This window comes from Natranaerovirga pectinivora, assembly GCF_004342165.1.
Taxonomy (GTDB): domain Bacteria; phylum Bacillota; class Clostridia; order Lachnospirales; family DSM-24629; genus Natranaerovirga; species Natranaerovirga pectinivora.
Window position 1 is genome coordinate 234,272 of sequence record NZ_SMAL01000002.1, and the last position, 21,197, is coordinate 255,468.

Consider the following 21,197-nt stretch of genomic DNA (forward strand, 5'->3'; position numbering starts at 1 on the left):
TGATTTTTGCGTCTAAAGATGTTTTGCAATTTCTGTTATGACCTTATAATTTTCATTTATATAGGATAAAGTCGTTTTCTTTAAAGAGTCTATATTTACTGGTGAGGCATTATCAATATCAGATTGCCTGTTGGTAATGATGGGGTTTAATCTATAAAGTTTGGTATTAGGAATCTTGCTTACTAGATGATTAGCACTACTTTCTTGTGAGTACATAAAAGAAGATAGTAAAGGAACGCTATTAAAGGGATTGACCCAGCCAATAAGACCCCAATTTTTCACATCTTTACATAGAAAAGACTTTTCGTTTTTCCCAGTCCCTAGAGATACAAAAATAAATTCCTCTGCATCGGGGTATATTTTTCTAGCCTCTGCATAGGCGCATAATGTTGGGTTGTTAGCATATAACCCCCCGTCTACAAAGCAATAAGTATTTTTGCTATTTATAGGCATTGCGTAGTGTGCAGGGAAGTAAGTTGGTGCTGCTGTCGAGGCAAGTGCCACATCTCGTAGATAAAAATTTTGATAACCATTATTATGGGATGGGGGTAGATGCTTGAAGAAAAAAGGCTTCATCGTTTGCATGTCAAAAGAAGGTATTATAATATTGGTTAATGAATCTTTTAAAGTTGCTTGACTAAAATATTCATCAAGAAGAGTTGATAAGTACTTTGTGTTGTATTTGGGTTTGAAGAGCTGAAAAATGGTTCTAATGATTTGCCAATTTTGATTGAAAATCAAGTGAGATTTTGTTTCGTATAGGTCACTAATAAGGTCCGTTCTATTACTATAAGGAATACCCCCGATTTTAGGTGCAGATAATAATAAAGCAATTAATGCTCCAGTGGAAGTGCCAGCAATGATATCAAAACTTTTATACATAGCTTTTCCATTAATTTCTTTTGATAAAGCTTTAAGGATTAAAGCAGGAATTAATCCTCTAACGCCTCCCCCATCTATGGATAATATTCTAACTGTTTTTTTGCTCATAAAAACACTCTCGCATTTAGAAATATATATTAGGTCTTATTATATATTTATAGAAGTAGAGAGTGTTTTGTTACTGTTTTATTTATAATTTTATAAACTCAGGCTTTTGCTTTTCAAAAACAGTGTAGTACTTATAGCCATGGCTTTTTAAGATGTCATATACTTCATTGAATTTGGAGCATAGGTGGTCAGGTATATGAGCATCTGACCCTATTGTAATAATTTCGCCACCTAATTCTTTATATCTCTTGATGATTTCTACATTTGGATGAGGATTACCTAAACCATAACGTATACCAGATGTGTTAATTTCTATGCCTTTATGGTTATGGATTAATTTAAGTAATAAGGCATCGATAATATCCGTATAATTAGAGTGAGATATTAATTTGTTGTCATAAGGACCATATCTAACGATGTAATCAAGATGACCATAAACTTGAAAGCCAGAAAATGCGTCAATATTCTCAATGATACTCTCTAAATAACGTCCATAAGCCGTATGTTCACTTTTGTTTTTGTAATAAGCCCTAAGATATGGGTCAATGCCATCAACAAGGTGAGAAGACCCTATAATGAAGTCAAAAGGATGATTGTTAATAATCTTATCATAGTAATCCTTTAAATGAGGTTGCAAACCTAATTCAATACCTATTAGTATGTGAATATCCTTTTTATATTTATCTTGAAGGCTTTCTAATGTATGAAAGTAGTCAGAAATGTCAAAAGTAAATATAATATCTTCAGTTGGATAGTCAGCATCATAATGATCTGTAATACAAAGTTTTTTAACACCTAAATCTATGGCTTTTTTTATTGTGTCTTCTGGAAGGGTCTTTGAATCCCCAGAAAAATGAGTATGTACATGATAATCAGAATAAAACATAAAGAACCTCCTATATATTAGGGTAATATGTATTGTATTTTTAAAAAAAATCAACCGTTATTTACAAAGATAATAATGGAAGTATCCAAAAAAGAATATATAATAAGTCTAATAGGATGTATAAGATACGTCAAGTGAATTACTGTGATTTTACACAAAGATTTATAGTTTATGAGTATAAAAATATGCTATATACTCAAGGGAAAAATAAAAATTGTTAAGTTAATGTAAAGTTTAATAATAATTTATATTATAGCTTGTATTTGACGAAATTTGTGGTAAGATAAAAATTGTTGTTTTACATAAAATTAACTAAGACTTAACAAAGCATTTGGGAGGACAAAGATGGAATTAATTATTACGTTTATAGGTGGTTTTGCCATTTTCTTGTATGGAATGAACCAAATGGGAAAAGGTCTACAAAAGGCTGCTGGAAACAAGATGAAACAATTACTTGCCGTTTTGACGAATAATCGCTTTTTAGGTGTAATTGTTGGAGCTTTAGTGACTGCCATTGTACAAAGTAGTTCTGCAACAACAGTTATGATCGTTGGATTTGTTAATGCTGGTTTGCTTAATTTGACCCAAGCAGTTGGTGTCATTATGGGTGCTAATATTGGTACGACAATTACCTCTTGGGTAGTGGCAATGGGAGAATGGTCTAAATACCTTAAACCAGATAATATGGCACCGGTAGCAATTGCCATTGGTGCATACTTAATGTTCTTTACTAAAGATAAAAAGAAGAAACAAATAGGTGAAATATTTGTAGGATTTGGTATGTTATTTATTGGTTTAGGATTTATGTCGGATGCTGTAAAACCCTATAGAACCAGTCCTGTTTTTAAAGAGGCTTTCAAAGCTTTTGGTGAAAATCCTTTTCTTGGGATTTTGGTAGGGGCAGTTGTTACATTTTTAGTACAAAGTAGCTCTGCATCTGTTGGTATACTTCAAACCATTGCAGCAGCAACATTTTTACCATTTAATGCAGCTGTATATATTATATTAGGTCAAAATATAGGGACTTGTATGACAGCTTTATTATCTAGTATAGGAGCAAATAAAACTGCAAAAAGAGCTGCATATATACATTTACTCTTTAATATTATAGGAACGATTATATTCACCGTAGGTATTATCATATTCTTTACTTATATTAATCCAGAAATGGGTTACACTGAAACGACGATGACAAGTATTAGTATTTTCCATACTATCTTTAATGTTGGAAGTACATTGTTATTATTTCCATTTGCATCTTACTTGGTACATTTATCAGGTAAGATTGTACGAGGGCAGGACAAGCCTGATGCAAGTAATCAAGACACTGTATTACGTCATTTAGATGAAAGAATATTAGAAACACCTTCCTTTGCAGTAGAGAATGCTATAAAAGAAGTTGTATATATGGGAAGACTTGCAATAGAAAATACTAAAATTGCAACGGAAGCGCTATTAGAAAGAGATGTAGAAAAGTATCAAAAAGCAAAAGAAAATGAAAAACATATTAATAAAATAGAAAGACTGATTACGGATTATTTGGTTAAGATAAGCAATACATCTATCAATGAACATCAAAAACAAATTGTTAATAACCTATTTAATTCTATAAATGATATTGAAAGAGTAGGGGACCATGCAGAAAACATAGCCGAATTGGCTGAATATCACATGGCAAATGATCTATATCTTTCAGATGATGCATTACAAGAATTAACTCAAATGATACAAAAAACAATAGAAACTATTGAATTAGCAATAGATGCAAGAGAAAATGAAGACATTGAAGCCATCAGAAAAGTCATTCAAAATGAAGAAATTGTGGACACATTAGAAGAAGAGTTAAGAGAAAGACATATTAAACGCTTATCTCAAAACTTATGTACTGCTACAACAGGTGTTGTATTCTTAGACACAATAAGCAATCTTGAAAGAATTTCTGACCATGCATTAAATATTGCTTATTATGTTAAAGACGAGATATTGTAAAAGATTTGTAAAGTTTTAATTAAAAAAGAAAAAATTACTTGAAATTTCCATGGTAATTGGGTAAAATAGACACTGAGAATAAAATTTCTCAGTGTTTTTTTGTTTGAATTGGGACTAAAAACGTCACGAGGGACTGAAAAGGTCCACAAGGATGGTATTATGGACAAATCTTTAAATTGTTTAAATAAAATTATACCAAATGAAATACAAGTTCTAAATAGAAGATATGAAGTTCTAAAAGCAATAGAAAGTAGTCAACCAATAGGTAGAAGACAATTAGCAACAACATTAAACAATACTGAAAAAATTATTAGAAATGAAGTTGAATTTCTAAAAGAATTAGATTATATTCAAGTATCCACTTCAGGAATGACAATTACTGAAGAAGGAAAGAATATATTAGCTGAAGTAGAAATGGTTATCCGAAATTTAAGAGGATTATATAGCTTAGAAGATATCATTAAAAAAATACTAAAATGTGACAAAGTGGTTATTGTATCAGGTGATATAGCTCATAATATATCTGTTAGAGAAAATATAGGCAAAGCAGCTGCAAAAGTATTATTGAATAAAATTGGTAATAATTCAATTATTGCTGTTGCAGGAGGAAGTACAGTATACCATGTTGTACATTCCATCAAAACAAATAAAAAGTATCCTGAGGTATTGGTGCTACCTGCCAGAGGAAGTTTAAGAAATAATGTTGAGTACCAAGCCAATTCATTAACAGCTAAGCTGGCTACTAAATTAGAAGCAAATTATGAATTGTTAAACATACCAGATAATCTTAGCCGAAAATCCTTAGAAAGTGTAAGGAAAGAACCAGATATCCAAAAAACAATCAATAAAATATTAAAATCCAATATTATTTTATGTGGAATTGGTAATGCTAATGAAATGGTTGTTAGAAGAAACTTAGCAGATACGGTTATTGAGTTTTTAAATCGAAAAGAAGCTGTAGCTGAGGCTTTAGGATATTATTTAAACAAAGATGGAGAAATAGTGTATACATCACGTTCCATTGGTATAAAATTAGAACAGATGACAAAAACTGCCTATCCCATTGCTGTAGCAGCTGGGAAATCTAAAGCACAAGCCATTATAGCTTTTTCAAAATTTATAAACAATGGGTGTTTTATTATGGATGAAGGGGCAGCAAAAGAAATTATAAACTTAACAGATAACAATAACTTAGTTTTATAGCTGTCAAAAGCTTAAAAATAAATTCAAACAATATTAGGAGGAAAATTAATATGGCAAAAATAGCAATTAATGGTTTTGGACGTATTGGACGTAATGCATTCAAAGTAGCCGTTGAAAAAGGTTTAGACATCGTAGCAATTAATGATTTAACTGATGCAGAAACATTAGCTCACCTTTTAAAATATGACTCTTGTTTTGGAAAATTCAATGGTACAGTTGAAGTTAATGGTACTAACTTAGTTGTAAATGGTAAAGAAATCAAAGTTATAGCTGAAAGAAACCCAGCAGATTTACCTTGGGGAGAATTAAATGTTGATATCGTAATTGAATCTACAGGAATCTTTAGATCAAAAGATCAAGCTCAATTACATATTGATGCTGGTGCAAAAAAAGTAATCATTTCTGCTCCTGGTAAAGGAACAAAATCAATCGTTATGGGTGTTAATGAAGGAGATTATAATCCTGCAGAAGACAATATCGTAGACAATGCTTCTTGTACTACAAACTGTTTAGCACCATTTGCTAAAGTATTAAATGATAACTTTGGAATCAAAAGAGGTATCATGACAACTGTTCATGCTTACACAAATGACCAAAGAATCTTAGACTTACCTCACGAAGATTTAAGAAGAGCTCGTGCAGCTGCTGAATCAATTATCCCAACAACTACAGGTGCTGCTGAAGCCGTTGCTAAAGTAATTCCTGAGTTAAAAGGAAAATTAACAGGTATGGCTATGCGTGTTCCAACGCCTACAGTTTCAGTAGTAGATTTAACTGCTGAATTAGCTAAAGATGTAACTGTAGAAGAAGTAAATGCAGCTTTAAAAGCAGCAGAATCAAATGTTTTAGGATACTCAGATGAGCCATTAGTATCTATTGACTACCGTCAAGACCCACGTTCTTCTATTATTGATGGATTATCTACATTAGTAATGGAAGGCAACTTAGTTAAAGTAGTTTCTTGGTACGATAATGAGTGGGGTTACTCAAACAGAATAGTAGACCTTACTGAATATATAGCTAAATCATTATAATAATAAAGGTCCGGTCTTGTAGGTTTAGACTATAGGATCGGGCCTTTATTTAAATTGAAAATCGTCTGATAATGTTTAATCAAGGAATATATTATTAAATTGGCTGCCTTTCCTTTCAGCCGGTCGACGCCAATTCAATAATATATCCCTTGATTAAACCTGACGAATACTTACTTGATCGTAGAAAGGGGAACAATTACAATGTTAAATAAAAAATCAGTTGATGATATAAATGTAAAAGGCAAAAGAGTTCTTGTTCGTTGTGATTTCAATGTACCATTAAACAATGGTGTAATCACTGATGAGAACCGTGTGGTTTCAGCTTTACCAACAATCCAAAAGCTTATCAATGATGGAGGTAAAGTCATTCTTTGTTCTCACTTAGGAAAACCAAAAGGACCAAGTCCAGAGTTTTCATTAGCACCAGTGGCTAAAAGACTTAGTGAATTATTAAACAAAGAAGTTGTTTTTGCAGCTGACGATACAGTAGTAGGGGAAAACGCTAAAAAAGCTGTAGAAGCTATGAATGAAGGAGATGTTGTATTACTTGAGAATACACGTTTCAGAGCTGAAGAGTCAAAAAATGGTGAAGCATTTAGCAAGGACCTTGCTAGTATAGCAGATGTATTTGTTAATGATGCATTTGGTACAGCACATAGAGCACATTGTTCAAATGTAGGTGTAACCAATTATGTAGATACAGCAGTAGTTGGATACTTAATGCAAAAAGAAATTGATTTCTTAGGCAATGCAGTAAACAATCCAGAAAGACCTTTTGTAGCAATTCTTGGTGGTGCAAAAGTTTCTGATAAAATCAATGTAATCAACAACTTATTAGAAAAAGTTGATACATTAATCATTGGTGGAGGAATGGCTTATACTTTCCTTAAAGCAATGGGTCAAGAAATCGGATCTTCATTATTAGAAGAAGAAAAATTAGAGTATTCTAAAGAAATGATTGAAAAAGCAAAAGAAAAAGGCGTTCAATTCTTATTGCCAGTAGATCATGTTGTGACACAACAATTTAGTAATGATGCACCACATAAAGCATCTGATGACATTGAAGAAGGTTGGTTAGCACTTGATATCGGACCAAAAACAAGAGCAATTTATCAAGACGCTTTAAAAAGTGCTAAAACAGTAGTATGGAATGGACCAATGGGTGTATTTGAATTTTCAAACTTCGCAAATGGAACAATTGCTGTTGCAGAAGCATTAGCAGAAATTGAAGCGACTACTATTATTGGTGGTGGTGATTCAGCAGCTGCTGTTAATATCCTTGGTTTTGGAGACAAAATGACTCACATCTCAACAGGTGGTGGGGCTTCCCTAGAATTCTTAGAAGGTAAGGAATTACCTGGTGTTGCTGCAGCAAATGATAAATAGTAATTAATTTCTGAAAAAGTTGTATAATTTATGTAATTAAATGAATACAATAGATTTAGTTGACATTAAGTCACTAGTCATTTATAGTGAATTAGGAAATTTTATGAAATTTCTTAGTTCACTTTTGAGATATGTTTTGCATATTTCAAATAGAATGTTTTAATATGAAAATGTAATTTGCAAACTTCCTTGCAAGGATTTGGAAATGATATTTTCAGCGAAGGTGTGTCTCTTGCACAGTAAGAGGCATAGGCTGAGTTAATATTTTATTCAAGGAATATATATAAGTAAAATATCAAATCCTTAAAAGGAACCATAACTTTTGCTTTTATATATTCCTTGACCCCTGGATATTGTATCTGGGTATTATATTAGAAGATTCTATAAGTGGCAATACAATTTCTAGGAGAGTAATGTATGAGAAAAATATTGATTGCTGGTAATTGGAAAATGAACAAAACACCTAAAGAGACAGTAGAATTTATTAACGCTATTAAAGGCAGAATTAATAGAGAGGATCTTGAAGTGGTAATGTTTCCGCCCTTTTTATCTTTAACATCAGCTTTAGAAGCAATAGAAGATACCAATTTATTCATAGGTGCTCAAAATATGTACTATGAAGACAATGGGGCCTATACAGGGGAAATTTCACCAAAGATGCTAACAGAGATTGGTATTAAATATGTCATTATTGGACATTCAGAAAGAAGATCTATATTTAAAGAAACCAATGAAATGGTTAATTTAAAGTTATTAAAAGCATTAGAGCATAATATAACGCCCATTGTTTGCGTAGGAGAATCTCTTAAACAAAGAGAAGAACTTGTAACAATAGACTTTATTAGGATGCAAATCAAAATTGCTTTTAAAAATGTACCACGAGAAGACGTTAAAAAAGTTGTTGTTGCCTATGAGCCGCTTTGGGCTATTGGAACAGGAAGAAATGCGTCTAAAACTACAGCAGAAGAAGTTTGTAAGGCAATCCGTGGATTAATAGCAGATCTTTATGATGAGGATACTAGTGAAAGTGTTCGCATTTTATATGGTGGAAGTGTTAAATCTTCTAATGTGAAAGAATACTTTTCTCAACCTAATATAGATGGTGGTATTATCGGAGGAGCAAGTCTTAATGAAGACTTTATAAATATTGTCAATTTTGATATATAAATATAGATAGGTTATAAAAAGGAGTTGCTTAGATTGAGTAAAAAACCAACAGTGCTAATGATTCTAGACGGTTTTGGATTAAATGAGCAAACTGAAGGTAATGCAATTTCTAATGCTAACATACCAAATATGGATAGAATTATGTCAAACTATCCATATGTCCAAGGATATGCTAGTGGTTTAGATGTTGGCTTACCAACAGGGCAAATGGGTAATTCAGAAGTAGGTCATTTAAATATTGGTGCAGGAAGAATTGTATACCAAGAACTTACAAGAATTACTAAAGAGATTGAAGATGGGGTATTCTTCGATAATGAAACATTATTAAAAGCAGTAGAAAACTGTAAAGCAAATAACAGTGCTCTACATCTTTTTGGTTTGTTATCAGATGGAGGCGTTCATAGTCATAACACTCATTTATATGCATTACTAAAACTAGCCAAAAAACATGAATTAGAAAAAGTATATATCCATGCTTTCCTTGATGGACGTGACACTTCACCAACATCAGGAAAAGGATTTGTAGAAGAATTAGAAGAAAAAACAAGAGAAATTGGTGTAGGAAAAATAGCTACAATAATGGGTAGATACTATGCCATGGATCGTGACAATCGTTGGGAAAGAGTAAAACTTGCATACGATGTTATGGTATTATCTCAAGGAGAAACTGCTATAAGTGCAGCTTCAGCTATGCAAGAAACATATGATAAAGGTTTAAATGATGAATTTGTTCTTCCAACAGTGATAACAACTGAAGGAAAACCTACAGCTAGCATTAATGAAAATGATAGTGTTATTTGTTTTAACTTTAGACCAGATAGAGCAAGAGAAATCACAAGAGCATTTTGTGATACAGAATTTGCTGGATTTGAAAGAGGAAAAGGCTTTATACCACTGACCTATGTATGTTTTACAAATTATGACATCACAATCGAAAACAAAGAAGTTGTTTTTCATAAAGATTCATTAGAAAATACATTAGGTGAGTATTTATCTACAAAAGGCATTAAACAACTAAGATTAGCTGAAACAGAAAAATACGCTCACGTAACATTCTTCTTTAATGGTGGCGTTGAAAAGGCCAACGAAGGAGAAGAAAGAATATTAGTAGACTCTCCAAAGGTTGCAACATATGACTTACAACCAGAAATGAGTGCATACGAAGTAAGTGAGAAACTTGTAAATGCAATCACATCTAAAGAATATGATTTAATCATCGTAAACTTTGCTAATCCAGATATGGTTGGTCATACTGGTATTATGGAAGCTGCAGTAAAAGCAGTTGAAGTAGTAGATGAATGTGTTGGTAATGCATTAGAAGCATTACTAAAAGCAGATGGACAAATGTTTATCTGTGCAGACCACGGTAACTCAGAGCAGTTAGTGGATTATGACACATTAACACCGTTTACAGCTCATACAACGAACCCAGTACCATTTATCTTAGTGAATTACAAAGAAGGTTATACATTAAGAGAAGGCGGTAAATTAGCTGATATAGCGCCAACTCTATTAGAAATGATGGAAATTGAAAAACCTGCCCAAATGACAGGTGAATCGTTACTTAAAAAGTCGTAGAATACACATTTAAAAAATAAGTGTGATTTTATATAAACCAAACAAGAAAGGGGATAAAAAAGAAATGAAAACTTATATTGAAATTATTGATGTATTTGCAAGAGAAGTACTTGACTCAAGAGCAAACCCAACTGTAGAAGTTGAAGTTGTTGTTGAAGGAGGATATGTAGGAAGAGCTGCAGTTCCATCTGGAGCATCAACAGGCGCTTTTGAAGCAGTTGAATTACGTGACGGAGGAGACCGTTACGTAGGTAAAGGTGTTCTTGATGCAGTAGATAATGTAAATAACGTTATCGCTGAAGAATTAATCGGAATGAACTGTTTAGATCAAGTTGCTATCGATATGAAAATGATCGAATTAGACGGAACACATAACAAAGGTAAATTAGGCGCTAACGCTATTCTTGGTGTATCTATGGCTGTAGCTAAAGCTGCTGCTGAAGCATTAGGATTATCTTTATACCAATACTTAGGTGGATTTAACGCTAAAGTATTACCAGTTCCTATGATGAACATCTTAAATGGTGGTGAGCATGCTGATAACACAGTAGACTTACAAGAATTTATGATTATGCCAGTTGGCGCTACAACATTCAAAGAAGCTTTAAGAATGGGATCTGAAATCTACCATAACTTAAAGAAAGTATTACACACAAAAGGATTAGCAACAGCTGTAGGTGATGAAGGTGGATTTGCACCTGACTTAGCATCTTCAGAAGAAGCAATCCAAGTAATTATGGATGCAGTAGAAAAAGCTGGATACAAACCAGGTGAAGACATTAGAATCGCTATCGATGCGGCTGCTAGTGAATTATACAATAAAGAAACAGGTAAATACCACTTCCCAGGTGAAAGCCAAATGGCTGGAAAAGAAGTAGTAAGAACATCTGAAGAAATGGTAGCTTACTATGAAGATTTAGCTAACAAATTCCCAATTATCTCTTTAGAAGATGGATTAGACGAAGAAGATTGGGATGGTTGGAAACTGTTAACTGAAAGATTAGGAAGCAAAATGCAGTTAGTAGGAGATGACTTATTTGTTACGAACACTGAAAGATTATCAAGAGGTATTGAATTAGGCGTAGGAAACTCAATCCTTATCAAAGTTAACCAAATTGGTACTTTAACTGAAACTTTCAATGCAATCCAAATGGCTAACAGAGCAGGATATACAGCAGTAATATCTCACCGTTCTGGAGAAACAGAAGATGCAACAATTGCAGACATCTGTGTAGCTGTAAACGCTGGTCAAATTAAAACAGGAGCTCCTTGCAGATCTGACCGTGTTGCAAAATACAACCAATTATTAAGAATCGAAGAAGAATTAGAAGATGTAGCTGAATTTTTAGGATTAGGCGCTTGGTTTAACTTAAAATAATCTAATTTTAAATATAAAATCCGTATCAGATTATGGTACGGATTTTTTAAATATACCTATCAAATCAGATTTTGTTTGTAAGTATTCTTAAAAAAATAAAATAGTTGAAACAATATAGAGCTTGTGCTAAAATATTACTGTTGATAGTAGGAGGTGAAGGTATGCAAATATTTCTTCAAATAGTTTTTATTTTAATTAGCTTATTCCTTATTGGGGTAGTATTAATGCAAAAAGGAAAAGCTCAAGGGTTATCAGGCGCTTTCGGTGGTGGATCAACGGGAGATTCTTACTGGAATAAAAACAAATCACGTTCAATGGAAGGTAAGTTAGATAGACTTACTAAAATAGTATCTGTTTTATTCTTCGTAGTAGCATTAGCATTAAGTTTAATATAAAAATAGTAATTTCAAACTTGCTTGCAAGGATTTGGAAATACTTTTTTAACAACTTGTGTCGATAGCACAAGGAAGAGATATAATGTGAAAGTGAATTTTTCAAACTTGTCCGCAAGAATTGAAATAACTTTTATGCAAGCCAGCTTGCAAGTTTAACATAAAAATGACACTCTGCTTATAGTAGAGTGTTTTTTTTTGTGACTTTTTAAATTAAAACCCATTGTAAAGGACAAATATTAAACCCCATACTTAATAAATCTGATTTCTCTTCTGGTGTGAGATTATTTAATGAAAGTTGGGGTCTTTCATTATTATAATATTAAATATAGTTCTTAATATAAGTTATTAATTCTGAAAAACTGTTTATAAAAGAAATGTTTATTTCTTGCTTACGAGTGCTAAAAAAGGATTCTATAGGTGCGTTGTCCCAACAGTTTGCCTTCCTAGACATGGATTGACTCATACCTAATTTTTTAACTTTATTGTGAACCTTGATCAGAAGCAAGAAGATTTTGTGATCCTGGGACCATCGATAGGTATCTTAAAATACAATCAGGAGAATATATTCCAACTAAATCAAAAAGGATATATCATTCTAAAATTAGTGATTACAAGGTTGTTAGCAAAGTAGAAGGTCACGGTGCTTCTGTTATGACGGTATACAAATTCATTGAAAAGAAAGGATATACTGGTAAATATGCCTCTGTTGTAGCATTTGTAGATTGGAAAGAAAATATAACTATGGTTAGTAAGTATGGTGAGCTTTTTAATATAAACATTTTTCTAATGGATTTGGGATTTTTTAGAAGAAAGTATATATGCCTACCTCAGATAGAAGTCAATATTTGGAGGAATTCCATAGGAAATATTATTCGATAATATGAAAACAGTTGTTGATAGAGCAAAATCGTCTTTTACAAGCGTTACCCAATATTTTTATTATAGAACCTTATAAAAATGACACTCTGCAGATGTAGAATGTTTTTTTTGCTATTGTACAAGAATATTACATTATTTCGAGTTCATTAAAAGGACCATCATTTAGAATAAATGATATATGGAAAAGAGGCCTCGTCATAGATATTTTAATTAAAAGTATTTGTAATGAAATTTCTGTGTTTGATAGCTAATTATTTTCTAAATTGTATTCTTTCAAAGATATAACCTATTAATAATGAAATTAAAATTAAAATTACAATATTATTAAAGATAGTTGTAACTAGGGTACCAATAAAAATACAAAGAGCAAATTTAATAAGATTTTCTTGGTTAACTTTTTTCATATAGTCTCCTCTTTAACTTAGTTATAGTTAGGTGTTTCCGAAACGCCAAGACTCGCAAAAACACGGGATATTTTTTCAGTAAAATAATATAACTCCTCACCAGATTGTGGTAAAATTGAATTCACAGAAGCAAATTCAGACCAACCTAAAAGGAGTTATATCTATTTTAACATAAACAGCTTTGTTTGGCAGAAATTTATTACGATTACTCAACTTTTTTTGAGACTGACAAAAATCACTTACTTTCAATTACTTAGTATAATTTATAATATCGTCAACCACATAAGATGGTTGACGATATAAAACTATTACTGCTTGATTAATAGTTACGCTTAATTAATAACAATTAAAAGTATACATCTGATTTATAGTATACAGTCCAATATGCATCGTACGCATTTTTACACGCAGTGTCATAACTCATACATGTAGATACAAGTTTTGAATGAGCACCTGCGGAAGCTACTATCGATGCCCAGGCAGCAGTACTCAAAGTTCCACCAGTAAAAATTGCGCCAGCACCAGCAGCAGCAGAAACTACTATAGAAAGACCAGACAATCCCATATCCATTATTATTTGTCCTTCTAAAGTATTAATTGAATCAACATAAGATTTAAATCTACTTAAATCTGATGAATTCGCGGTAGTTTCATCTGTTTTGAAATAATAGTAATTAAAGATATTACTTCTTGGTCTCCTTAATTCCCACTTATTAGTAGTTCCATACGTTTTTGTGTATTCATAGTTAGTAAATGTGTTTTCTTTTAACGATGCTCTTATACCTACAACAAATTCTTGTTCTGGTATTTGGATGAAAACAATATCACCTTTAAATTGTTCACCTGTATAAATATCTGTGGCAATTGTTTGTACCCAATTATCAATTTTATTAAAGGTAGTTGTGTAGATCATGTTATCATCATTTGCTTGAGCAATTCTAACTTGTTCATCATCTTGTAGAATAATTGTGTTATAATTAGTGTCTTTTGTTTGTCCAGATACTGCAAATGTCATATTTAATGATAAAATAATAATGAAAGCAAAGCTTATTATGTTTTTTTTGTAACGTTTAATATTCATAAATATCCACCTAAATAGTAAAATGTGTACGTACAAGCAAATAATAGCACAATAAATTTGAAATATAAATATAATTAATAAAAAAATAAAAAAAATAAAAAAAATAGATTAATCAGTATATTAACAATTGAGTAAGATAAATAAAAAATATTAGATGAAACGCTATAATGCTTATTGAATAAGAGAAAAAAGCTTGTTTTTTCGTAGTTGCATCTTTGTTTTTTTAATTAATTCCAGAAGAGAGCTAAATAATCTTAAACTGTATTATTTATAAGAATAAATAGTGGTGCACTATGTCGATGGAAACATTATAATAGGGGATACATCAGTTTAAATTAGTTGACCAGAAGTTTGCATTTACACCTCTGAGTAGTTGACGGATTTTTGCATCAAGGGCTAGAAAACCTACATTTTTGGATATACTATAGAATGAAAGTTGAGACTAAAAGAAGATATATATTAAGATATTGACGAAAAAGCATTTTATAATTTGGTGCAGAATTTTGATTCAAAAAATCTAGATAGTCACGTACTTTAAGAAAAAAAGAAATGATACTTAAGACTCTACACCCTAAATTGATAGTGAAGGGTGTTTTTTTAGCCAATCATTTATTTTAACTATATCACAAATGATTTCCCAAGAATTGGTATTTATTTTCCCAAAACTTTGTTTAAAAGACCTAATATATGGTATACTAAGATAAAGATTCTTTGAAAAGTAGGTGGATTTTATGAATAATATCGAATTTGATACAAAAAAACAAATAATTATGGACTTAGTGAGTCACCCAGAATATAGACCTTTAAAAATAAAAGAAATAGCTGCTTTGTTAGATATACCCCAGCACGACAGACATATATTAGATGAAGTACTGCAGACATTAATAGCAGAAGGTAAACTCATAAAAACAAAAAGAAGCAAGTACGCAGTGCCAGAAAAATTGAACTTAATATCAGGTGTATTTGAAGGCCACCCAAAAGGGTTTGGTTTTGTTGTTGTGGAAGAAGAAGAAAACGATATCTTCATACCAGGTGATAATACCAATGGTGCATTACACAAAGACAAAGTATTAATCAAAATTGTTAGTGAACCAAGTGGAAGAAGAAAAGAAGGAGAAGTTGTTCAAATCGTAGAACGTGGTGTTACAGAAGTTATTGGTACTTTTGATAAAAGCAGTAACTTTGGATTCGTAATACCAGACAATCCAAAACTCTTTAAAGATATATTCGTTTCAAAAACCAATGACAAAGGCGCTGTTACAGGTCATAAAGTAATTGTAGAAATAACCAACTATGGTAATGAAAGACGAAGCCCAGAAGGTAGTATCACTGAAATCATTGGGCATGTAAACGATCCAGGAACAGATATTACTTCAATTGTTAGAGGATTTAACCTTCCAGTTGATTTTCCTGAAGCAGTTATGAGAGAAGTTGAAAGCATACCAGCAGAAGTACAAGAAAAAGAATTAAAAAACAGATTGGATATTAGAGATTGGCAAACAGTAACCATTGACGGTGAAGATGCGAAAGACCTTGACGATGCCATCACAATCACTAAAAAACCAGATGGAAAATACACATTAGGGGTACACATAGCAGACGTTACTCACTATGTAAAAGAGAATTCATTTCTTGATAAAGAAGCCATCACTAGAGCCACAAGCGTATACTTAGTAGATAGGGTTATTCCTATGCTACCTCACAAATTATCCAATGGTATATGTTCACTAAATGCAAATGTAGACCGATTGGCTCTAAGTTGTATTATGGACCTAGATGAAAATGGTACTGTAATTGGACATAAAATAGAACAAACAGTTATCAATGTAGATAGAAGAATGACCTATACAGCAGTTAAAAAAATACTTGAAGAAAATGACGAGGAAACCATAGCTGAATACAAAGAATTGGTACCAATGTTCAAAGATATGGAAGACCTAGCAATGCTTCTTAGAACAAAACGTAAACAAAGAGGGTCTATAGACTTTGACTTCCCAGAAAGTAAGATCATCTTAAATGAACAAGGGGAACCAATAGATATAAAAGCTTATGATAGAAATGTGGCTACTAAAATCATTGAAGAATTTATGTTATTAGCCAATGAAACCATAGCAGAAGACTATCACTGGCAAGAGCTTCCTTTTGTCTATAGAACTCACGAATTGCCTGATCCAGAAAAAATACAGAAATTAGGACAGTTCATATACAATTTTGGATACCGTATCAAAGGTCATAAGGAAAGCATTCATCCAAAAGAAATTCAAAAATTACTGTCTGAAATAGAAGGCAAGCCAGAAGAACCAATTATTAGCCGTTTGGCATTACGCTCTATGAAGCAGGCAAGATATACAGCAAGCAATGATGGACACTTTGGTCTATCAGCAAAATACTACACTCACTTTACATCACCAATTAGAAGATACCCAGACTTACAGATTCATAGAATCATCAAGCAGAATCTAAACGGTGAGTTAAATGAGAAAAAAATAGCCCATTATAAGAGTATATTGCCTCAAGTAACAAAACAATGCTCCGAATTAGAAAGAAGAGCAGAAGAAGCGGAAAGAGAAACAAACAAACTTAAAAAAGTAGAATATATGTCTAAACACATTGGTGAAGAATTCGAAGGTGTTATCTCAGGGGTAACAAGTTGGGGTATTTATGTGGAATTGCCTAATACAGTAGAAGGATTGGTTCATGTGACGGCATTAGACGATGATTACTACATTTTTGACCAAGAAAAATATATGTTTGTTGGAGAACGCACCAGTAAGATATATAGAATTGGTGATACAGTTAATATAAGAGTTTTAGGTACTGACAAGATACAGAAAACCATAGATTTTGAAATGGTAGAATAACCTTTAATCCCCCACATTACTGTGGGGGATATTATACGCTTTATCTAGTATAGTTAGAGGTGATTAAATGTTAGAGGTAATATCAGATTCTTTAATATTATTAACTGTTGGCGTGTTATTACTAAGACTGGCAGGTAGAAAATCCATATCCCAGTTAACCATTCCACAGACCATTATAATGATTTCTATAGGGAACTTAATCATACAGCCAATCGTAGAAACAAGTGTTTGGAAAACCATTGTTGGCGCTAGTACATTTATAGCCTTTTTATTGGTTATGGAAGTGGGCCAAGTCAAATACAATTGGGTAGAAAAGCTTTTAAAAGGTCATGCCGTTATCGTTATTGAAGATGGGAAATTAAATGCTACCAATCTGAAAAAGATTAGAATGACTGTAGACCAATTAGAAGTTAGACTTCGTCAACAAGGTGTAAAAGATATAAAGGATGCAAAAATAGTTACCTGTGAAGCCAATGGACAAATAGGTGTGGAACTAATAAGAGAAGCACAACCCCTTACAATTGGAGAATTTGAAAAATTAATGGCTAAGTACATTACAAAAGAAGCCAATCCACAAGAAGAAATAGCCCCACTTTTTGATGAATTAGTTAATCCAAGAAAACACTATCCTGAATATCTAGAGTAAAGAATAAAGCCCTTGAAATTGTTAATGTATATGATATAATATAGGGTACCGCAACAAATATAAGGTTGGTGTTAAAATGGGCCAAGATAGTATTAAACTAATAGCACAGAATAAAAAAGCATATCACGATTACTTTATAGAAGAAAAGTACGAAGCAGGCATCGTTCTAGCAGGAACTGAAGTTAAGTCAATTCGTATGGGCAAATGCAGTATAAAAGAATCCTTCGTTAGACCAAAAGATGGAGAAGTTAATATACTAAATATGCATATCAGTCCTTATGAAAAAGGGAATATATTTAACAAAGATCCATTAAGAACAAGAAAATTATTGCTTCACAAATACGAAATCAATAAAATTCAAGGTGCTATTACTCAAAAAGGCTATACCTTAGTCCCCCTGAAAGTATATTTAAAAGGGAGTCTAGTAAAAGTTCAAATAGGTCTAGCAAAAGGTAAAAAACTTTATGACAAACGTCAAGATATTGCTAAAAAAGATCAAAGACGTGCGGCAGAAAAAGAGTTTAAAATCAAGAATTTAAATTAGTTTAAATTTGAGTTCAATAAATCTTAATAGTAATAATTTTGCTATGTTGTAATATACTAACATTGACAAAAACACAAAAGTAGTATAAATTAGGTTATGCACCTAATATTTATTTTTCGTCTAATACTAGTACGGGGGTGTACTGGTTTCGACGGGGGCATCAGATATTAGAGGAGCCATCCGCAGCTTTCTGGGACTGCGTCAACAACCTGGTAAATAAATTAAACGCAGACGAAAATAATTTCGCATTAGCTGCTTAATGCAGCTTGTTAACTCTCAGTAACCCGCGGCTGTGGGTTAACATCAAATGAAGCGGGGAACTTCTCTTACAAAGCTTTGAGTAGGAAGAAGAATTATGAAGCTACTAACCTACAAAGCCTGTCGTTAGGCGTTGTAGTGAGGGAATGTTAAAATAGCGACTGTGATGGGAGATACTGTAATAAATGGGTCTTCGGACAGGGGTTCGATTCCCCTCACCTCCATAAATTTTGAAAAAGCCTTGTAAACACAGTGTTTACAAGGCTTTTTCAATTTCATATGGCCACTTGGAAAACCTATCTCTTCCTCGAACTTTTTCAAAAATTAAATGCCCCCATAATGAATCCATTTATTATTCCAGATGTGATATTTTCCTAGCAAACACCCTATTTCCAGCGTGTTTATGTGATACACCCCCTGAATGGCAGTCGAAAACATATTCCTCACAGCCTTCAATATACCAATCATCATAAAGAGAAAGCAACTGACCAGATTTCCAATGCTGAGAATGGCTTTTTTTCCCCGGTATTTCACGGATAAATGGCTTGTCGACAAGGCAGTGCATTGCATTGAGACCATTGGTCTGGGTATATTCTTTGTAATTAAGAAATATTTCTTCTTTTAGTTCTGGTTTTATATAATGTAATACACCGCTCGAAAAAAGGATATCGAACTTTTGCTCCAGTCTGAAATCCCATATATTGGCTTTAAACACATCGACATAGACATTGGCTTTATCAGCCAGTCTTTTGGTTTTTTCAATGCCAGCATTTGAAATATCAAAAGCACTAACTGAATAGCCACATCTGGCAAAAAACACGGCGTCCTTTCCTTCGCCACAACCAATATCAAGTAACTTTAAAGGCTTTGTTGGTGGCAAGAGTTCGAGGACTTTTAAACACATTGTGGAGGGGGTAACGCCCCAAAAATATTCTTCTTTATTGTAATGGTCTTCATAGTAAGAGCGTGAATCAAAGTTATGAGAATAACCCATAATTTTATCGATACTCACTGAAAAGATAGATGCCAACGAAGGCAAAAGCGATATATCTGGAGAAGAGTGTCCCTTTTCCCATTTACTGACGGCTTGGCAGGTGATGTTAAGCTTAGTTGCTATTTCTTCTTGGGTCAACCCCATATCTTTACGGTATCGCGCGATGTTTTCGCCCACAATGTTTTTCATATGATTACCTCAAATGATTGCCCCATTATTTTTTCGTAGCATTCTAAATACTTGGATTTAGTCATTTCAATAACATGCTGAGGCAAATAATTGGGGAGTTTGTTTGCATACCCATTCATACTTAGCCAGTTTCGAAGATACTGTTTGTCTAGGCTGTCTTGAGAGCGGCCAATTTCATAAGTGTCAAGAAGCCAAAATCGGCTTGAGTCAGGCGTTAAAATTTCGTCAGCAATTATAAGTTCTCCATTATTGTCTAGCCCAAATTCGAATTTTGCATCGGCAATGATTAAACCTTTACTTAATGCATAGCGCGCGCATTTATCATAGATTTCAATGGATTTGGATTTGATTTTTTCTGAAAGATCCTCCCCTAAAAGTTCAATGGCTTTTTCAAAAGTTATATTTTCATCATGACTTCCAGAATGTGCTTTTGATGAAGGAGTAAATATTGGTGTTGGTAATTTTTCGCTTTCCTTCATGCCTTTTTGTATTTTGATTCCACATATCTCACTGGTTTGAAGGTAACTTTTCCAACTAGAACCAGAAAGGTAACCTCTAACGATACATTCGATGGGAAGCATTTTTAATTTTTTGACTAACATACTTCGACCCTGAAATGATTCATTTTGAAACTCTTTAGGAAAATCATCTAGTTTTGTGGAAAGTACATGATTTGGAATAAGGTCTGAAACATAATCAAACCAAAATGCGGACATTTGATTTAATAGGATGCCTTTCTGTGGAATATCATTTGGCATAATATGATCAAACGCAGAAATTCTGTCAGATACAACCATTAACAAACGCTTTTCATCCACTTCGTAAATATCTCTTACTTTTCCACTGCTTATATTTTTCATATAAATGATCCTTTCTTTTTAGGAAGATGTAGTTCATAATTTATATTATAGTATAGTTATATACTTAGTTTCAATAATCCAATAATTGATATTAACATAAAAATCAACTGCTGGTTGAAAAAAAGAATATTTGGGATAAAAATAGTCAAACTATAGCGAGGTGACCAATTTCAAATGATCATTTACTACAAAAAAATTAAAGGTAAAAGGAGTATTAATTATAATCATCATTAAAAAGGGGTTTGATCAAAATAGTAGGAATAGAGCAGCTCAGTTATATAGCAAGGCCTTTGAAAAAATTGGATTCTTTAAGAATAAGGTAACGGGTTATATAGTCAAAACGGAATAGGTATTTATGTCGGTGTTGTACGTCACTTAATAACACGTAAAAATACAACTAGGAATCTGTATGGTTATGTAATAATTATTTGAGGTAATATAATATGTGTATATTCATATATATTACTAAATTCAA

At 32.5% G+C, this 21,197-nt stretch carries 18 protein-coding genes and 1 other RNA gene; 13 read left to right on the top strand and 6 right to left on the bottom strand.

Annotation, left to right across the window (positions count from 1 at the left end; genetic code table 11):
* Positions 1 to 12 precede the first annotated feature (12 nt).
* Positions 13 to 990: a CBASS cGAMP-activated phospholipase gene (locus EDC18_RS03605; protein WP_132250388.1), complete on the bottom strand. Its 978-nt coding sequence runs from the start codon at positions 988 to 990 to the stop codon at positions 13 to 15.
* 82 nt (positions 991 to 1,072) lie between these two features.
* Complete coding sequence (locus EDC18_RS03610; protein ID WP_132250390.1) at positions 1,073 to 1,876, bottom strand: histidinol-phosphatase HisJ family protein; 804 nt, start codon at positions 1,874 to 1,876, stop codon at positions 1,073 to 1,075.
* A 345-nt stretch (positions 1,877 to 2,221) separates the two neighbouring features.
* Here EDC18_RS03610 and EDC18_RS03615 point away from each other — a divergent pair, with 345 nt between their 5' ends.
* From EDC18_RS03615 to EDC18_RS03655, 9 genes are all read left to right on the top strand, one after another.
* Positions 2,222 to 3,865, top strand: a complete 1,644-nt coding sequence (locus EDC18_RS03615) for a Na/Pi cotransporter family protein (protein WP_132250392.1) — start codon at positions 2,222 to 2,224, stop codon at positions 3,863 to 3,865.
* Positions 3,866 to 4,024: 159 nt separating this feature from the next.
* A complete protein-coding gene (locus tag EDC18_RS03620) occupies positions 4,025 to 5,068 on the top strand; it encodes a sugar-binding transcriptional regulator (RefSeq protein ID WP_132250394.1) in 1,044 nt (347 codons plus the stop codon).
* Between the two features lie 50 nt (positions 5,069 to 5,118).
* Entirely contained in the window at positions 5,119 to 6,102 is a 984-nt protein-coding gene (gene gap / locus EDC18_RS03625) for a type I glyceraldehyde-3-phosphate dehydrogenase (RefSeq protein ID WP_132250396.1), read from the top strand.
* A gap of 201 nt (positions 6,103 to 6,303) precedes the next feature.
* Positions 6,304 to 7,488, top strand: coding sequence for a phosphoglycerate kinase (locus tag EDC18_RS03630; protein ID WP_132250398.1), 1,185 nt, complete (start codon positions 6,304 to 6,306; stop codon positions 7,486 to 7,488).
* Positions 7,489 to 7,905: 417 nt separating this feature from the next.
* On the top strand, positions 7,906 to 8,655 hold the full coding sequence (tpiA, locus tag EDC18_RS03635; RefSeq protein WP_132250400.1) for a triose-phosphate isomerase: 750 nt from the start codon (positions 7,906 to 7,908) through the stop codon (positions 8,653 to 8,655).
* A gap of 33 nt (positions 8,656 to 8,688) precedes the next feature.
* Positions 8,689 to 10,233 carry a 2,3-bisphosphoglycerate-independent phosphoglycerate mutase gene (gpmI, locus tag EDC18_RS03640; protein ID WP_132250402.1) on the top strand — a complete coding sequence of 515 codons (1,545 nt, stop codon included), beginning with the start codon at positions 8,689 to 8,691 and terminating at the stop codon, positions 10,231 to 10,233.
* A gap of 64 nt (positions 10,234 to 10,297) precedes the next feature.
* Positions 10,298 to 11,611: a phosphopyruvate hydratase gene (gene eno / locus EDC18_RS03645; RefSeq protein WP_132250404.1), complete on the top strand. Its 1,314-nt coding sequence runs from the start codon at positions 10,298 to 10,300 to the stop codon at positions 11,609 to 11,611.
* Positions 11,612 to 11,772: 161 nt separating this feature from the next.
* A complete protein-coding gene (gene secG, locus EDC18_RS03650) occupies positions 11,773 to 12,006 on the top strand; it encodes a preprotein translocase subunit SecG (RefSeq protein ID WP_132250406.1) in 234 nt (77 codons plus the stop codon).
* A 651-nt stretch (positions 12,007 to 12,657) separates the two neighbouring features.
* On the top strand, positions 12,658 to 12,885 hold the full coding sequence (locus EDC18_RS03655) for a hypothetical protein (protein WP_132250408.1): 228 nt from the start codon (positions 12,658 to 12,660) through the stop codon (positions 12,883 to 12,885).
* 251 nt (positions 12,886 to 13,136) lie between these two features.
* On the opposite strand, the gene EDC18_RS14485 is transcribed toward EDC18_RS03655, so the two are convergent.
* Positions 13,137 to 13,289 carry a hypothetical protein gene (locus EDC18_RS14485; RefSeq protein ID WP_165878465.1) on the bottom strand — a complete coding sequence of 51 codons (153 nt, stop codon included), beginning with the start codon at positions 13,287 to 13,289 and terminating at the stop codon, positions 13,137 to 13,139.
* 346 nt (positions 13,290 to 13,635) lie between these two features.
* Positions 13,636 to 14,370 (bottom strand): geobacillin-26 family protein, encoded by a 735-nt coding sequence (locus tag EDC18_RS03660; protein ID WP_132250410.1) that lies wholly within the window; start codon positions 14,368 to 14,370, stop codon positions 13,636 to 13,638.
* A 731-nt stretch (positions 14,371 to 15,101) separates the two neighbouring features.
* On the opposite strand from EDC18_RS03660, the gene rnr reads away from it, so the two are divergent.
* From rnr to ssrA, 4 genes are all read left to right on the top strand, one after another.
* Entirely contained in the window at positions 15,102 to 17,231 is a 2,130-nt protein-coding gene (gene rnr, locus EDC18_RS03665) for a ribonuclease R (RefSeq protein WP_132250412.1), read from the top strand.
* A 67-nt stretch (positions 17,232 to 17,298) separates the two neighbouring features.
* Positions 17,299 to 17,877, top strand: a complete 579-nt coding sequence (locus tag EDC18_RS03670) for a DUF421 domain-containing protein (protein ID WP_132250413.1) — start codon at positions 17,299 to 17,301, stop codon at positions 17,875 to 17,877.
* Between the two features lie 76 nt (positions 17,878 to 17,953).
* A complete protein-coding gene (gene smpB, locus EDC18_RS03675) occupies positions 17,954 to 18,421 on the top strand; it encodes an SsrA-binding protein SmpB (protein ID WP_132250416.1) in 468 nt (155 codons plus the stop codon).
* Between the two features lie 133 nt (positions 18,422 to 18,554).
* Positions 18,555 to 18,906, top strand: a transfer-messenger RNA (tmRNA) gene (ssrA, locus tag EDC18_RS03680).
* Between the two features lie 125 nt (positions 18,907 to 19,031).
* On the opposite strand, the gene EDC18_RS03685 is transcribed toward ssrA, so the two are convergent.
* Positions 19,032 to 19,862 carry a methyltransferase domain-containing protein gene (locus EDC18_RS03685; RefSeq protein ID WP_132250418.1) on the bottom strand — a complete coding sequence of 277 codons (831 nt, stop codon included), beginning with the start codon at positions 19,860 to 19,862 and terminating at the stop codon, positions 19,032 to 19,034.
* Entirely contained in the window at positions 19,859 to 20,722 is an 864-nt protein-coding gene (locus EDC18_RS03690; protein WP_207669155.1) for a phosphoribosylaminoimidazolesuccinocarboxamide synthase, read from the bottom strand. The genes EDC18_RS03685 and EDC18_RS03690 overlap by 4 nt, the downstream gene beginning before the upstream one ends.
* Between the last annotated feature and the right edge of the window lie 475 nt (positions 20,723 to 21,197).

Coding starts and splice junctions, on each gene's coding strand:
- EDC18_RS03605 (WP_132250388.1), bottom strand. CDS start 990: ATGAGCAAAAAAACAGTTAGAATATTATCCATAGATGGGGGAGGCGTT.
- EDC18_RS03610 (WP_132250390.1), bottom strand. CDS start 1,876: ATGTTTTATTCTGATTATCATGTACATACTCATTTTTCTGGGGATTCA.
- EDC18_RS03615 (WP_132250392.1), top strand. CDS start 2,222: ATGGAATTAATTATTACGTTTATAGGTGGTTTTGCCATTTTCTTGTAT.
- EDC18_RS03620 (WP_132250394.1), top strand. CDS start 4,025: ATGGACAAATCTTTAAATTGTTTAAATAAAATTATACCAAATGAAATA.
- gap (WP_132250396.1), top strand. CDS start 5,119: ATGGCAAAAATAGCAATTAATGGTTTTGGACGTATTGGACGTAATGCA.
- EDC18_RS03630 (WP_132250398.1), top strand. CDS start 6,304: ATGTTAAATAAAAAATCAGTTGATGATATAAATGTAAAAGGCAAAAGA.
- tpiA (WP_132250400.1), top strand. CDS start 7,906: ATGAGAAAAATATTGATTGCTGGTAATTGGAAAATGAACAAAACACCT.
- eno (WP_132250404.1), top strand. CDS start 10,298: ATGAAAACTTATATTGAAATTATTGATGTATTTGCAAGAGAAGTACTT.
- secG (WP_132250406.1), top strand. CDS start 11,773: ATGCAAATATTTCTTCAAATAGTTTTTATTTTAATTAGCTTATTCCTT.
- EDC18_RS03655 (WP_132250408.1), top strand. CDS start 12,658: ATGACGGTATACAAATTCATTGAAAAGAAAGGATATACTGGTAAATAT.
- EDC18_RS14485 (WP_165878465.1), bottom strand. CDS start 13,289: ATGAAAAAAGTTAACCAAGAAAATCTTATTAAATTTGCTCTTTGTATT.
- EDC18_RS03660 (WP_132250410.1), bottom strand. CDS start 14,370: ATGAATATTAAACGTTACAAAAAAAACATAATAAGCTTTGCTTTCATT.
- rnr (WP_132250412.1), top strand. CDS start 15,102: ATGAATAATATCGAATTTGATACAAAAAAACAAATAATTATGGACTTA.
- EDC18_RS03670 (WP_132250413.1), top strand. CDS start 17,299: ATGTTAGAGGTAATATCAGATTCTTTAATATTATTAACTGTTGGCGTG.
- smpB (WP_132250416.1), top strand. CDS start 17,954: ATGGGCCAAGATAGTATTAAACTAATAGCACAGAATAAAAAAGCATAT.
- EDC18_RS03685 (WP_132250418.1), bottom strand. CDS start 19,862: ATGAAAAACATTGTGGGCGAAAACATCGCGCGATACCGTAAAGATATG.
- EDC18_RS03690 (WP_207669155.1), bottom strand. CDS start 20,722: ATGAAAAATATAAGCAGTGGAAAAGTAAGAGATATTTACGAAGTGGAT.